Genomic DNA, 14593 nt, shown 5'->3' on the forward strand with positions numbered 1-14593 from the left:
CTTAGATCTTGCCGACCAGGTCCAGCGATGGGGTCAGGGTCGCTGCGCCTTCGGTCCATTTCGCTGGGCACACTTCGCCTGGGTGGGAAGCGACGTACAGGGCGGCTTTGACTTTGCGCAGCAGTTCCGACGCGTCGCGGCCGATGCCGTTGTCGTGCACTTCCATCACTTTGATCTGGCCTTCCGGATTGATGACGAAGGTACCGCGCAGTGCCAGGCCTTCTTCTTCGATCATGACTTCGAAGTTGCGCGACAGGGTGCCGGTCGGGTCGCCGATCAGCGGGTAGTTCACTTTCTTGATCGCGTCCGAGGTGTCGTGCCATGCTTTGTGCGCGAAGTGGGTGTCGGTCGACACGCCGTAGACGTCCACGCCCAGTTTGGCGAATTCAGGCTGGTGATCGGCCAGGTCTTCCAGTTCGGTTGGGCACACGAAGGTGAAGTCGGCTGGGTAGAACATCAGAACGGCCCATTTGCCCTTCAGGGATTCATCGCTCACGTCGATGAACTTGCCGTTCGCGTAAGCGGTTGCTTTGAATGGTTTGATTTGGCTATTGATCAGGGACATTGTGGTTTCCTCGTTGGGTTGTGAATCATTGAGACGCCAGTGTACGGCTTTTTGGCCCATATGCAAAATTGATTGTTCCAATAGTTTCAATTTGTTTTAACTATGACGCAGGCATATGGGATAGCTATTATCGTCGTTCCGGCGGGGCGACGCGCGTAGCGGGCGCCTAACGTAGAAGGCGATTTGGCGTCCTACATCGCGACCGTCTGGTCATGCGATGGATTTAGCGCTTCAAGAAATGATCCCAACAAAGCGCTGAGGCCAGCAATAGAGTCAACCTTTCCGTGCCGCTCCAGGATGTTCTGTCCGGACTCCGTATCCAGGATTTCGGCATAGAAATCACCGCTGTCCCAGCAAGTAATACGTCCCATGCGTACAGGAGCGTCGAAATCGATTCTGGCGGACGTGTTTCCTGACGCAGTGCCCGGGGTGAAGTAGGCCACCACTCCGGCAGGCAGACTGGGGATAGTTTCCTTTGCGCAATAGTGAAAAGTATTCAACATTTGAGTACCTCCGTCAAAGAGGTTTGCTAGCCAGGTGCCGAATATTGCTGGCATGTGGCATTTTGCGAGGCGGCAAACCATTGCGAGCGGCTCTCCGGCCTTCAAGCGACTGCGGCCCGATTATCTTGGCCCAGCCGGAACCGGTGACCCGCACACATTCCTCTGGCACGTCGAACTCGACGTAAACGTCGCCGGTCCGCCCCACGGATCAGGTCTCTGACCTGACATAGACTTGTTCCCAGTCCAGTCACTCATCAGGAGTCAGTAGCGGTAGCTCCACGCGCTGACCAGCGGCGGCAAAGTGCCGGTGGCGGCAGCCAAGGCTTTTTGAGCCTGCTTGTGTACCTGGTTCAGGTCTACATCTTCCGGATTTTCATAGCCTAAAGCGCGCAGGACCTCGGTGGCTTGGTGGGCGAAGCCGCGGAAACGCCAACGAATCCAGACTGTGATGCCGAAGGTAATCAAAAACATTCCCGCGCAGTTCGCCAACTGGAGCGAAAGAGGGGGCATGTCCGAATCGCCGGCGAGCAAAAACAGCACAACGATCGAGGCCGGCATGGACAGCAACGGATACACAATGCACCACCTGATATCGCAAGCTTTTTGCGCGTTGATGCCGCGTATCTGATGCTGCGACATCCAAATCATGCGCGCGGCCGGACTTCTGGCGGCATGCACGATAAAAAAATCGCCTTCGGGTTCGATCACAAATTCGATCTGGTCTCCATTGAGGAATTCAACCTTGTGGAATGCGCCGCGCAGGGACATGCCATTGACCGTGCAGGCGAAGAAATCCATGCTGACCTCGGCGCCCGCGCTGGCGTTGCCCAATACTGTTGCGCTGGCGGCCTGGCCCAGCGCTGCGGCACCGACGGCGGCGACGCCGGCAACCTGACTATCGGTTTTGTTGAAAATCAAGTCTTGATAACCTTTTTCGATGCGTAGATTTTCAACCACGCCGCTGATTTTTTCCATGTGATGATGTATTGCCATACCATCAACAATCCTCGCCGAGGGACGGTTAATAACGGTAGCTCCATGCACTGACCAGCGGCGGCAATTTACCGGTGGCGGCAGCCAAAGCTTTCTGAGCCTGCTTGTGTACTCGGTTCAGATCTACATCTTCCGGATGTTCATAGCCGAAAGCGCGCAGGACCTCCGTGGCCTGGTGCGCAAACCCTCGGAAACGCCAGCGTATCCAGACGGTGATCACAAGGGTGATAAAAAACATGATCGCGTAGAGCATCAGGTCGACATCAAATTTTCCAGTGCTAAGGCCGCCGTTGCGGAAAAACTCCGCGATGGCAATCCCGACCACCGCCAGCGAGGGATACATCAGGCTCCACCTGATATCGCAAGCTTTCTGCGCGCTGATGCCGCGTATCTGGTGCGGCTGCATCCACAGCATGCGCGCGGTGGGACTTCTGGCGGCATGCACCGCATAAAAATCGGCCTCTGGTTCCACGACGAATTCAATCTGGTCGCCGTTGGCGAATTCCACCTTATGGAAGGCGCCGCGCAGGGCCATGCCATCGACGGTGCAGGCGAAGAAATCCATGCCGACCTCGGCGCCGCCGCTGGCGGTGCTCAAAACCGTCGCACTGGCGACCTGGCCCATGGCCGCCGCCCCCACCGCAGCCGCCCCGGCAAATTGCGTGTCCGCTTCGCTCAAAACGAGGTCCTGATAGCCTTTTTCGATGCGAAGGTTCTCGACCACGCCGATGATTTTCTTCAATTGGCTCATTGCAATACCTGGGTCAGGGCATGTTGGAAGTTCTTCATCTGCACCTCCGCCGTATGTTTCTGCGGTCGGGTTCCGAACGGCGTCTCCTCGCACCACTTCTGCAGCTCGTCGTCGGTGTAGTACCAGATCGCCAATTGAATCGCCAGCACGGCCACGCCGAAGCCCAGACCGCCCAGCATCAATAGCGCACGCCACGCAAGCAGGGATGTCATCCGGCCTGCTGCGAAACGTGCCACCATCGAGGCGGGGAACCGCTCGCCCAGCAACTTAAACGCCGGCTGAGCGTAAGACAGCGTTGCGAATCCGGAGCAGGTAGCGGAGATGATGTTGGCATACGCTTTGGCTTTGTACATGCTGGCGACTTGCGTATCCGTGGCCTTGTCGGCGGAAGCGAAATCATTGCTAGCGGCGATGAAGCCTGCAACGACGCTGAGCCCGCCGCCGGCGACCTTGAGCGCCTGGAAGCTGAACGCGGTGTCCTTGGCAGTGTGCAAGCCTTTGATAACAGTCGCCCCCAGATCCAGCACCGCTGCGCCCAACGAGAACTGAGCGCCCAACAGTTCCGATTTCAGCTTATGGTTGTTCGGATCCTTGCTGGCATCGTGCGAAAGTTTTAGCACCAACAAGCCCTGCAAGACTGTGGCCACCATGGCAAATCGGATATCCAGCGCTTCATTAAAGCCCCCGGCCAATTCGGGCAGTTTATTGGTCTTCGGTATCTCGGCGTTCTCGGCCAGTTTTTTCCAGGCGTCGCTCAGCGCCGTGTAGCGCTTCGAGACGGCCGAGTTCGCGGCGCCCATGAGAAACAGCATCTCTGTCCGGGCAGCACCGCCGTGTCTTGCCTCCGCGACCAACAAATTGGCAATGACTGAGTAATCCTTGCCCACTTTGGCAAACAACAGGCTTTGAACGAATTTCTCGCCCAACGTATCGGCCGCTTTCGCCAGAAAGGGCTTGTAAAAAATGTTCCCGACGGTCATGAACAATTTCTCGATGCCCGCCGTTCTAACCGGTTTCACGCCTTCTTTACGCAACGTGTTATGCAGTCCCAGGCTTTTCTTGGCGAAGTCCGAGAACTTCGCCACGTACTTCAGATTGTCGTTGGCCGACTTGAGCGCCGCTTCCGTCAGCGGCACGTCCTTGTACGACATGGCCGCCGCCAACGCGTTGTTGAGGTCGTCCTTGCCCATGTCCTGATTCGAGGCGATCGTGCGCCACACCAGGTTTTCCTCGGTCACCTTCGCATCGGCGACCCAGGCTGCGATTTTCTTCACGCCGTTCTTGCTGGAGTTGATACCAAAGATCATATCGCCGACGGCGTCCTCGAACCTTAAGCCGTCGTCGAGGTTTTTCGGACTATATTCGCTCAGCGCATTCAACAGGTACTTGGATTCGAGCCAGGCCAGCAGGTCGTCGGTGCGCTGATCGATGAGCTTATCCGCGCTGGCGCTGAAGGTGTCGTATTTGTTCTTGAAGGCCTTATACGCGCCGTCTTTAAATTTTTCCTCATACTTCGGCCAGGCGCCGCTGGTGCGCTTATCGACCAGGTTCTTGCCGTTCTGTTCGCGTTGCGCCGCAAAAGCATCGACCTCAGCGCGCAAGCTGCGGATTTGAGCGGCGCGTTCCACGCCTTTATAGCGGCCAGTCGCATTGAGCTTGGTCGCGTAGTCCGAGGGAATCTCGCGCGCCCGCCAGTCATCCAGGATATCGCACACTTCGAGCTCCTGGCTGCGCAGCGGCTCGGCCAAGGTGAGCGCCCTGGCCCGTCTGCCGGCGGTGCCCTCGATCGGCATGATGGACCGGATGCGTTTCTGCCGCGCCAGCTCGCTGTCGGTCGCACGCTTTTCCAGCGCTGTCTTCACGCCCTCGATGTTGTTGAGGGTGGTAATCTCCAGCTCGCGCTCCTTGCCGTATTGCTCGACCCAGCCTGCGGCATCGTTGCGGTAGCCGTTCAGTTCGTGGGCGATGCCGACCGAATCCCACAGCGCGATGACCAGCGGTGCGTTTTTCTGCTGGCCGTCGACCATGCCGGTTTGCGCCATCACATCGCACACTGGCTGGCTTAGTCCGCGCCGGACGTGCATGGGATAGCGCGAAGTCTGCATCAACAATAGTTGCTCGTCGTGGCCGCCGTTCTCTTTACTGATCGCGCCGACGGGTTTCCCCGCCAGCGTCGACGGCGCGAATTTGGGATCGTATTCGATCACCTTCTCCACATTTTCCTTGGTGGCCTCAAGGCCGTGACGGTAACCGCGTGCCTTGATCCAGGTAGCCGGCAGGAAGGTTTGCATGCGCCGCTCGCGCGCGGTGTTGTCGGTCTCGTACAATTTGAACGTCTCTTCGCTCCAGGCGTGTTCCGAGAAAGCCAGCCAGACCTTGGCGCATTTCTCAGGCTTTTCAAGGCTAAACACGGAGGCGGGAATATTGTGGCCGTTGCGCGAGCAGGTCGGTTCTTCCGTTACCGACGCCAGCGCGGCCGGCGACAACTGCTTCCACAACGTGCCCGCCGGCGAGACCGCGTACACCTCCCACTTCACCTGGCTGCCACGCGGATGTTTTTCGTGCAGCACGTACAAAAAGCCCTCGCGCAGCGTGCGCAGCGCGTATTTGTGATGCGCCAGTTTGACGTCGGTGACCTTGTTGCCTAAGCCCGCGGGCAATTCCGCCGCGACCGTGTTGGCCACCACCGCGTAGCGGACCGGCAATATCGCCAATCCGTTCTTGTTGCAATTGGGGCAGTTCGGATTCTGAGGGTTGGAGCAAGCCATAAGTGTAAAAGACGCTATCTATGATTGGTGCGATAAGTACCGGTGCAGCTGGTCGGCCGCATGCTGGGTGACACTCTCGACGGCGCCACCGTAGAATTCGCCGGCGGAGGTCAGCTTCCACACCGGCTGCAAGCGCTCGTCGGTGTGGAAATCGGCGCCCAGCTGCAATGCGTGCAGGGCGAACAGCTCCCGGTCCTGCGGATCGTGGATGCCGTGGCCGCTTGCGTGGCCGAGCGCGCCGAAAACCGCCGGTGCGCGCCATGCGGGCGACTCATCCGCCGGTCCCGGTGACGCCGTCTGACGCCATTGCAGCCAGGCGGCATGCAGTGCCGCGTAATCGTCGACCTGGGCCCATTGCTGCGCATCGAGCGTCAGCCGGGCGGTGGCATCCGCGGCGGGGTCGCCGCCGTCGATCTCGTGAAACATCAAGCGTTGCTGGCGGTCGAAGCCTATCAAAGTCGTCGCCGGGCCCAGCAACTGCCGCCGTTGCGCCGTGCTCAGGGTCGGCCACAGCCATTCGCGCACGCCGGGATCGTGAAAGCGCAACAGTTTTGACAGGCCGCCACGCAGATGGAGATGGCAATGATCGGCCCAGTGCCGCGCCAGTTCCGCCGCCGGGCGCGGTGTCACCACCCAGCCGCCGATCGCTTGCCCATTGGCGAAATTGAGGCTGTCGATACTCCACGATTGCCACGCCAGTTGCACGCTGCGCTTGAAAATATCGGCGTCCGCGTAGCGATGCAAAGTCAGCGGCAAAAGATACGTTGCAAAACGCAGGTCGAAGCGCGGATGGGAGATCGGCACCACCACGCGCCGCTCGCGCGCCAGCGCATCGTCCTTGAACGGATCGCCCTGGGCCGGATTGACCCACAACAGGCAGGTGTCGTCCGACACCTCCAGCAACAACTTGTGCAGAGCCTGTAAAGACAGCTCCCAATCTTCCATTACGGCACCCGCACGCCGGCCCGGACGGCGTGCGCGTCCAAGCTGACCTGCACCGCATCGCGGTCAGCGCACCGGATGCGCCCCTGATTCAAACTGTCGAACACGGCAACCATGACTCGGGCCTCAAGAGTTGTAACGTTGTGGAAATTGATAAATTACCATGAATCCCGGCATTACACCTCAGTTAGCTGAACGAGGCAAGACCGATCCGATTGAAATCGGCTCACCCATTTCGCAAAAACCGGCCGAACTGCTCGGCCGGCATCGGCTTGGCGAAGAGGTAGCCCTGCCCGTAATCACAGCCGGCGGCGGCCAGCAGGTCGCGCTGCTCGGGCGTCTCGACGCCTTCGGCGATTACCTTCAGCCCCAGCTTGTGCGCCATGACGATGATGGCGCCCGACAAGGCCATGTCGCTCGAGTCGGCCGCCAGGTTGCGCGTGAAGGAGCGGTCGATCTTCAGATAATCGATGTCGAATTTCTTCAGGTACGACAGCGACGAATAGCCGGTGCCGAAATCGTCGAGCGCGACCTGGATGCCGGCGTCGCGCAACTGCAGCAGCTTGTCGCTGACAGCGGCATTGGCGTCGAGCAGCAGGCCTTCGGTGATTTCCACCACCACCGACTGCCCCGGCAGATCCAGCGCCCGCAGATGGTCGAGCCAGCCTCCGTAGCAGCCGTCCTCGCGCTGGAACTCCAGCGGCGACTGATTGATGCTGACCTGGAAATCCGGATCATGCTCGCGCCGCCAGCGTCGTACCCATTGCGCCGATTCGCGGAACACCCAATCGCCGATGCCGCAGATCAAGCCGCTCGCCTCGGCCAGCGGGATGAACTCGAGCGGACTGACGATGCCGCGCTGCGGGTGGTTCCAGCGGATCAGCGCTTCGGCCTTGTGGATACGCCCGCTCTCGAGGTGCACGATCGGCTGGAAATACAGCGCGAACTGCTCGCCGGCGAGCGCGGCGCGCAGGTCGTTGGTCAGGCGCATGCGGTTCAGCGCGGCCACCTGCAGGGCCGGCGTGAAGAAGCTGTAGCGGTTGCGTCCGGCGTCCTTGGCCGCGTACATGGCCTGGTCGGCGTGCTTGAGCAGGTCGCCGATGTCGAGCGCATCGTCCGGGTACAAGGTGATGCCGATGCTGGCCGACACGAACGCCTGCTCCTGCCCCAGCGCGAACGGCGCCCGCAGGCTGTCGAGGATCTGCTGCGCGATGCGCTCGACGCCGTCGGTCTGGCCCAAGGTCGACAGGATCACGGTGAACTCGTCGCCGCCGAGCCGGGCCACGGTGTCGGACTTGCGCACGCAGGCGCTGATGCGGCGCGCCGCGTCCACCAGCAATATGTCGCCCTGATGGTGGCCCAGCGTGTCGTTGACCTCCTTGAAGTGGTCGAGGTCGATGAACAGCACGGCCAGGCTGGAGCGCTCGCGCTGGCAGACCACAATGTCGTGCGCCAACCGGTCGTGGAACATGCGGCGGTTGGGCAGCTGCGTCAAGGCGTCGAAGTTGGCCTGCTGCCAGATCAGCGTCTCGCTCTGCTTCTTGGCCGTGACGTCCTCGATCATGCACAGGTGATGCGGCTGGCTGGCGGCCTCGGTCTCGATCACGGTGATCGACATGTCGACCCAGGTGAGGTCACCGTTCGGCCGCAGCAGGCGGCTGGTGGCCTTGAAGCCGGTCGATTGCCCCGCCATCAGCTGCGCCATCTGCGCCTTGATGTGGGCGGCGTCGTCCGGGTCGGCGATGTCGAGCCACTTGCCGGCGCGCAGTTCCTGCTGCGAGCGGCCGACGATGTCGAGGTAGCGCAGATTGAGGTCGCGGTATTCGTAACTGACCGAATCGATCAGCGCGATGCCCAGCGGCGAGGCCTCGAACATGGTGCGAAAGCGCTGCTCGCCCTTGCGGATGGCGTCGAGCGCGCGCTTGCGTTCGCGCGCCAGCAGGCTGAAGTGGATGGCCGCCGCCAGCACCAGCGCCAGCGCGACCGCGCCCAGCACCCGGTACAACCACACCAGACTGCCGCGCTTGCCGTCGCCGTCGTACAGGAAACCGTCGAAGCTGACCGCCTTGGGCAGCATGCCAAGCCCGGCGTAGACGTCGGCGATGTGGCGCCAGCGCTCCGGGTTCATGTAGCCGATCTCGACCATTACCGGCTGCACCAGCCCGACCATCTGGCGCGCCTCGTACAGCAGATGCTGGCGGTCGTTGCGGCGCGTGTACTTGCTCAGGATCAGGTCGACCGTCTCCTCCTGATGGCTCATCGCCCATTGCCAGCCGCGCATGCTGGCGGCGCGGAAGGCGCGCACCCGCTCCGGGTGGCTGGCGATCTCGCGCTCGCTGGTGAACAGGTTGTCGCCGTAGAAGTCGATGCCGACCGCGCGCGGGCTGTAGATATCGTACGGAAAGCCGACCCGGTCGAACATGTCGGGTTCGTTGGTGGTGTAGACGGCCATGGCGTCGACCCGGCCCTCGATCAGGTCGCGCGGATCGAAGCTCGGCGCGAGACGCTGCACGCTGCCGACCGGCACGCCCTCCTTGGCCAGGTAGGCCAGCAATTCGTCGGCGTTGCCGGCTTCGTCGGTGAGCGAGCCGATCATCGCCCGCTTGCCGATCACGCGGCGGATGTCGGGCTCGCCGCCGGACTGGCGCATCGCCAGCCCGTATGGTGAATGCTGGAACACCACGCCCAGCACCACCACCGGCTTGCCGGCCAACCGCGCCAGCAACAGGCTGCTGCCGGCCACGCCGTACTCGGCCTTGCCGGACAAGACGTCGCGCTCGGCTTCGTTGCCGTCCGCAGCCTCGAGGATGCGCACGTCGAGTCCGGCGTCGCGGTAATAGCCCTGCTCGAGCGCTGCGTAATAGCCGGCGAACTGGAATTGGTGCAGATACTTGAGCCGCAGCGTGACCTTGTCCTGCGCGACGGCCGGCGCGGCGGCCGATAACAACACAACGAAAGAGAGGATGGCGCAAAGGATGGCGCGTGAGCGGGATGGCACTAGGGGTCCTGGAGCGAAAGAGCTAGGCAAATTGTAGCCGCTCCGCACCCTTCTTCGTGCTTTATGACATGTTTTCAGTACAAAAAAGCAACGGACGGCCAGGCTTGCGCCTGCCGTCCGTCGTCCGCCGGCGCCAACCGATGGCGGCGCCGGACGTTATAAGCTGCGTTGCAGCCTGGTTTGCCGCCTAGTTTGGCACGTTGACCGGCACAGCCGCGTACGGGGCGTTCTTGCCGTTGCCCAGCTGGCCTTCCACGTTGCGGCCCCAGCCCCACAGCGTATCGTCCGATTTCAGCGCGAAGCTGTGCGCCATGCCGGAGGTGACGGATTTCCAGTTGGCGCCGGTGCCAAGTTGCAGCGGCACCAGCGAATCGGCGCCGCCGGTGCCCAGCTGGCCTTCGGTGTTCGCGCCCCAGCTCCACAGGGTGCCATCGTTGCGCAGGCCGACGGTATGCTGCGCGCCCGCCGACATCTGCGACCAGTTGCCGTCGGTGCCGATCTGCACCGGCGCCGTGACGTCGGTCAGCGTGCCAGTGCCCAGCTGGCCATAGGTATTCTGGCCCCACGCATACAGCGTGCCGGAGGTGGTGATGGCCGTCGAGTGCAATGCGCCGGCCGCCACCGAGGTGTACTTGAGCGTGCCGATCTTGGCCGGCGCGGTCACGTCGGTGCGGCTGGCGTTGCCGACCTGGCCGCTCGCATTGCCGCCCCAGCCGTACAAGTCGTTGGTATCGCGCTGGATCGCCAGCGAATGGGTATCACCGGCGGCGATGGACGCCCACAACAACACGCCGATCTTGGCCGGCGCGGTGCGATTGCCGGTCAGGGTGACGTCGCCGAGCTGGCCCTTATCGTTGCGGCCCCATGCGTACAGGTTACCGTTGACCTTCAGCGCCAGCACGTGGGCCTTGCCGGCCGCCACCACCGCCCAATCCTTGGCGCTGCCGATCTGGGTCGGCACGGTGCGGTTGATCTGGGTGCCGTCGCCCAGCTGGCCGTCCTGGTTGTAGCCCCACGCCCACAGGGTGCCGTCATTGCGGATCGCCACGGCGAACTGGTCGCCGACGGCCACTTGTTTCCAGGTCGGGCTGGCGCCGGCCACCAGTACCGGCGCGTTGCGGTCGATCGTGGTGCTGTCGCCCAACTGCGCCTTGATGTTCGAGCCCCAGCTGTAGAGGTTGCCGTCGGCCTTGCGGGCGATGGTCTGGTAGCCGCCGGCGGCGACGTTCATCCAGGGCGCCGTGACCGTGATGGCCAGGGTGCCGACCACGGTGTCGACCGTGGCCGTGACGTTTTCGGTACCCACCGCCTTGGCCGTCAGCGCGCCGTTGGTCGCGACCGCCAGCACCTTGCCGCTGGTCGGCGCCCAGATCAGGCCGCCTGCTGCCGTCAGCGGCTTGGTGGTGCCGTCCGAATAGCTGCCGGTCGCGACCAGCGTCTTGGGCGCGGTGCCCACCGCGATCGTGGTGGCGTTGCCGGGCACCGTGATGGCGATGCTGCGCAAGGTCGGCGTGCTGGACGCCGGTGGCGTGGCCGCCGAGTCGCCACCGCCACCACCGCCGCCGCAGGCTGCCAATACCGCCAGCAGGGCGACCATCGGTACGTGCAGCAGGGACGAGAATTTAAAATTTTTCATGATGTTCCAGTTTCACAGTGAAAGTCTGCGTTGCCGGCCGCCGGAGATGACAGCCATCCTCAACCAGTGTAGTCGTATGCGCATCGGCCGCATCGCTGGAGCAGGACCGAATTAGCCGTGCAATTTGACCGATTCAACTTGTTAGCAACATTTCCGCTACGAACAGGCGAAAAAAAAGCAGACACATCCGATGTATCTGCTTTTCGAAGCGCTGATGCGGCCTACTTGCGACCGCGCGGGGCGCCGACGGGTGCACGCGCCGGTTTTCCGCCCTTGACCGGGGCCGATGCCGCCGGCTTCTTGACCTTGATGGTGTCGAGGATCGACGCGCGCACCTTGGTTTCGAGCGACTGGCGCGCCGTGAGCGAACCGGTCAGCGCATTGGCGCGCTGGCCCTGGCCGCGCTGTTGCGCCTGGGCCGAGGCCGACGCCACGATGCCCGACTTGGCGCCCGCGTTGCCACCCTTGCCCTTGGCGGCAGCGCCGGGCAGCGGCAGCGCAGAGGCCGGGCCACGGCGGCCGTCGGTGCTCGGGTTGCTGGTCGCCTCGCCTGCCGACCAGCTCGGAATCAGGTGCTTGTCGCCGTTGCCGATCAAGTCGCCCCGGCCCATGGCCACCAGCGCCTCGCGCAGGATCGGCCAGTTCTCCGGGTCCTGGTAGCGCAGGAAGGCCTTGTGCGTGCGGCGGATCTTGCCGCTGCGCGCCGTCTCGACGTTTTCCGAATCGGCCGTCACCTTGCGCAACGGATTCTTGCGCGTGTGATACATAGTGGTGGCCATCGCCATCGGCGTCGGCATGAAGGTCTGCACCTGGTCGAGCTTGAAGTTGTTCTTCTTCAGCCACAATGCCAGGTTCAGCATGTCCAGATCGGTCGTGCCCGGGTGAGCGGCGATGAAGTACGGAATCAGGTACTGCTTCTTGCCGGCCTCCAGGGAGAAACGGTCGAACATTTCCTTGAACTCGTCGTAGGCGCCGATGCCCGGCTTCATCATCTTCGACAGCGTATTTTCTTCGGTGTGCTCGGGCGCGATCTTCAGCAAGCCGCCGACGTGGTGCGTGACCAGTTCCTTGACGTATTCCGGCGAACGCACGGCGATGTCGTAGCGCAGGCCCGACGAGATCAGGATCTTCTTGACGCCTGGAATGGCGCGCGCCTTGCGGTACAGCGAGATCAGCTTGCTGTGGTCGGTGCCGAGGTTGACGCAGATCGACGGGTACACACACGACAGGCGGCGGCACGACTCCTCGATCTTCGGGTCCTTGCAAGCCAGGCGGTACATATTGGCGGTCGGCCCGCCCAGGTCGGAAATGGTGCCGGTGAAGCCTTTGGTCTTGTCGCGGATATGTTCGATCTCGCGCAGGATCGACGGCTCCGAGCGGCTCTGGATGATGCGGCCCTCGTGCTCGGTGATCGAACAGAACGTGCAACCGCCGAAGCAGCCGCGCATGATGTTGACCGAGAAACGGATCATTTCCCACGCCGGGATGCGCGCCTTGCCGTACGACGGATGCGGCGCGCGCGCGTAGTTCATGTCGTAGACGCCGTCCATCTCGTCCATGCGCAGCGGCAGCGGCGGCGGATTGATCCACACGTCGCGCTCGCCGTGCGCCTGCACCATGGCGCGGGCGTTGCCTGGATTCGATTCCAGGTGGAACACGCGCGAGGCGTGCGCGTACATCACCGGATCGGCGCTGACGGTCTCGTACGACGGCAGCCGCACCACGGTCTTGTGGTGCTTTTCCTTTTCCATCGCCTGGCGCTCTTCGCGGCTCATGATGCGGATGGTCTTGACCACCTCGACCGGTGCGGCCGGCTGAGGCTTGGGTTCGACCATGGCCTCGTTGACTTCGGCCTCGGCACCTGCCGCCTTGGCGCCGCCGTTCTCGGTGGCGCACGACGACGTGTTCTGCTGCACCATCATATAAGGATCGACATGCGGGTCGACCTTGCCAGGCGTATCCATGCGGGTGCTGTTGTTGACGCCCCATTCCTCGCTCGGCAGCCAGCCGGCCGGCACCATGAAGGCGGTGCCGCGCAGGTCGCGGATGGTCTTGATGTCCTCGCCGGCGGCCATGCGGTGGGTCAGATCGACCAGCGCGCGCTCGGCATTGCCGAAGATCAGCAGATCGGCCTTGGAATCGGTCAGCACCGAGCGGCGCACCTTGTCGGACCAGTAGTCGTAATGGGCGATGCGGCGCAGCGACGCCTCGATCGAGCCGATCACGACCGGCGTGCCGGGGAAGGCTTCGCGCACGCGCTGGGCGTAGACGGTGACGGCGCGGTCGGGCCGCTTGTTCGGCTCGCCGTTGGCGGTGTAGGCGTCGTCCGAGCGGATTTTGCGGTCGGCCGTGTAGCGGTTGACCATCGAATCCATGTTGCCGGCGGTGATGCCGTAGTACAGGCGCGGCTTGCCAAGCGCGCGGAACGCCTCGGCCGAGGTCCAGTCGGGCTGGCTGATGATGCCGACGCGGAAGCCTTGCGCCTCCAGCAGGCGGCCGACCAGCGCCATGCCGAAGCTCGGATGGTCGATGTAGGCGTCGCCGGTGACCAGGATCACGTCGCACTCGTCCCAGCCGAGCGCGTCCATCTCGGCGCGGGACATCGGCAGGAAAGGCGCGGCAGCAGCGCGGGCAGACCGCTTCGGGACGGTCGCAAATAAATTGGTAGGGGAGATCATATCGGACAGCATTGTACCGGAAATGCCATCCCTCCGCTCACGGGGCGCGGAAAATTCTTTTAGTATTCAACAACTTGTGACGAAAGCGCCAGTATTACCGGACGATAAACGATGGCGCTTGCGCACCGCCCGGGCGGGCGGCGCCAAGGGTTGAGCGGCGTTAAACGCCGATATTGGACAGCATCCGGCCCAGTTCGCGCAGCGCCGGCTCCAGTTTCGGATGTTCGGCGGCGAATTTGGCCGAGATTTCCTGCGAGCGCTCGGCCAGGCCGTAAGTGGTGGTGCCGCCGTCCGGCTGCTCCTCCTTGCCGCGCTCGATCAGCGCCTGGATGTCGCCATCGAGCTGCACCAGCAATTCCTGCAATTCGGCGTCGACCGGGCCGGCGTTGGCCAGGTTGGCCTGCAGGGTTTTGAGCGATGTTTTCAGATTACTGTCCATGATGCGTATCCCTCGTTGTTCAATCGGCAAATTTGGTGGTCACGTATAACTCTTCGACCTTGGTCCTTGCCCACGGTGTCTTGCGCAAAAACTTCAGGCTGGATTTAACGCTTGGATCGCTGATGAAGCAATTAATGTCGATCCGCTGGGCCAGCTGTTCCCAGCCGTAATGCTTGTGCAAACGGGTGACGATGGCTTCCAGCGTAACGCCGTTTAATTCATTACTCATGGTTCGGTCTAACTCGTAAAAACTGTGCAGACTCGATTTTGACATAAATTTCTCGCTTCCCCCGTACATACCGTCTGCGGCTAAGTTGTGC

Annotated in this window: 12 protein-coding genes; all 12 read right to left on the reverse strand. The window is 62.3% G+C overall.

Annotation, left to right across the window (positions count from 1 at the left end; all coding sequences use genetic code 11):
- Position 1: 1 nt before the first annotated feature.
- Entirely contained in the window at positions 2-565 is a 564-nt protein-coding gene (ahpC, locus tag ACZ0BA_RS21915) for an alkyl hydroperoxide reductase subunit C (protein ID WP_463453281.1), read from the reverse strand.
- Between the two features lie 191 nt (positions 566-756).
- The gene (locus tag ACZ0BA_RS21920; protein ID WP_463453282.1) at positions 757-1068 is read right to left on the reverse strand and encodes an immunity protein TriTu family protein; all 312 of its coding nucleotides are present in this window, start codon (positions 1066-1068) and stop codon (positions 757-759) included.
- Between the two features lie 13 nt (positions 1069-1081).
- Complete coding sequence (locus ACZ0BA_RS21925; protein WP_463453283.1) at positions 1082-1273, reverse strand: TreTu family toxin; 192 nt, start codon at positions 1271-1273, stop codon at positions 1082-1084.
- 56 nt (positions 1274-1329) lie between these two features.
- The gene (locus ACZ0BA_RS21930; RefSeq protein ID WP_463453284.1) at positions 1330-2043 is read right to left on the reverse strand and encodes a putative type VI secretion system effector; all 714 of its coding nucleotides are present in this window, start codon (positions 2041-2043) and stop codon (positions 1330-1332) included.
- 46 nt (positions 2044-2089) lie between these two features.
- Positions 2090-2812, reverse strand: coding sequence for a putative type VI secretion system effector (locus tag ACZ0BA_RS21935; protein ID WP_463453285.1), 723 nt, complete (start codon positions 2810-2812; stop codon positions 2090-2092).
- Entirely contained in the window at positions 2809-5580 is a 2772-nt protein-coding gene (locus tag ACZ0BA_RS21940; RefSeq protein WP_463453286.1) for a T6SS effector BTH_I2691 family protein, read from the reverse strand. Before ACZ0BA_RS21940 ends, ACZ0BA_RS21935 begins: the two co-directional genes overlap by 4 nt.
- Before the next feature lie 18 nt (positions 5581-5598).
- On the reverse strand, positions 5599-6525 hold the full coding sequence (locus ACZ0BA_RS21945; protein WP_463453287.1) for a DUF4123 domain-containing protein: 927 nt from the start codon (positions 6523-6525) through the stop codon (positions 5599-5601).
- Between the two features lie 223 nt (positions 6526-6748).
- Positions 6749-9520 carry an EAL domain-containing protein gene (locus ACZ0BA_RS21950; protein ID WP_463453288.1) on the reverse strand — a complete coding sequence of 924 codons (2772 nt, stop codon included), beginning with the start codon at positions 9518-9520 and terminating at the stop codon, positions 6749-6751.
- A gap of 187 nt (positions 9521-9707) precedes the next feature.
- Positions 9708-11156, reverse strand: coding sequence for an RCC1 domain-containing protein (locus ACZ0BA_RS21955; protein ID WP_463453289.1), 1449 nt, complete (start codon positions 11154-11156; stop codon positions 9708-9710).
- A gap of 221 nt (positions 11157-11377) precedes the next feature.
- Positions 11378-13759 (reverse strand): YgiQ family radical SAM protein, encoded by a 2382-nt coding sequence (locus ACZ0BA_RS21960; protein WP_463453290.1) that lies wholly within the window; start codon positions 13757-13759, stop codon positions 11378-11380.
- A gap of 235 nt (positions 13760-13994) precedes the next feature.
- The gene (locus ACZ0BA_RS21965) at positions 13995-14273 is read right to left on the reverse strand and encodes a DUF4404 family protein (protein ID WP_463453291.1); all 279 of its coding nucleotides are present in this window, start codon (positions 14271-14273) and stop codon (positions 13995-13997) included.
- Between the two features lie 19 nt (positions 14274-14292).
- Positions 14293-14502 (reverse strand): VF530 family protein, encoded by a 210-nt coding sequence (locus ACZ0BA_RS21970; protein ID WP_463453292.1) that lies wholly within the window; start codon positions 14500-14502, stop codon positions 14293-14295.
- Positions 14503-14593 lie beyond the last annotated feature (91 nt).

It is taken from the genome of Duganella sp. AC917 (assembly GCF_979258245.1).

Coding starts and splice junctions, on each gene's coding strand:
- ACZ0BA_RS21940 (WP_463453286.1), bottom strand. CDS start 5,580: ATGGCTTGCTCCAACCCTCAGAATCCGAACTGCCCCAATTGCAACAAG.
- ACZ0BA_RS21945 (WP_463453287.1), bottom strand. CDS start 6,525: ATGGAAGATTGGGAGCTGTCTTTACAGGCTCTGCACAAGTTGTTGCTG.
- ahpC (WP_463453281.1), bottom strand. CDS start 565: ATGTCCCTGATCAATAGCCAAATCAAACCATTCAAAGCAACCGCTTAC.
- ACZ0BA_RS21970 (WP_463453292.1), bottom strand. CDS start 14,502: ATGAGTAATGAATTAAACGGCGTTACGCTGGAAGCCATCGTCACCCGT.
- ACZ0BA_RS21935 (WP_463453285.1), bottom strand. CDS start 2,812: ATGAGCCAATTGAAGAAAATCATCGGCGTGGTCGAGAACCTTCGCATC.
- ACZ0BA_RS21960 (WP_463453290.1), bottom strand. CDS start 13,759: ATGTCCCGCGCCGAGATGGACGCGCTCGGCTGGGACGAGTGCGACGTG.
- ACZ0BA_RS21965 (WP_463453291.1), bottom strand. CDS start 14,273: ATGGACAGTAATCTGAAAACATCGCTCAAAACCCTGCAGGCCAACCTG.
- ACZ0BA_RS21955 (WP_463453289.1), bottom strand. CDS start 11,156: ATGAAAAATTTTAAATTCTCGTCCCTGCTGCACGTACCGATGGTCGCC.
- ACZ0BA_RS21920 (WP_463453282.1), bottom strand. CDS start 1,068: ATGTTGAATACTTTTCACTATTGCGCAAAGGAAACTATCCCCAGTCTG.
- ACZ0BA_RS21930 (WP_463453284.1), bottom strand. CDS start 2,043: ATGGAAAAAATCAGCGGCGTGGTTGAAAATCTACGCATCGAAAAAGGT.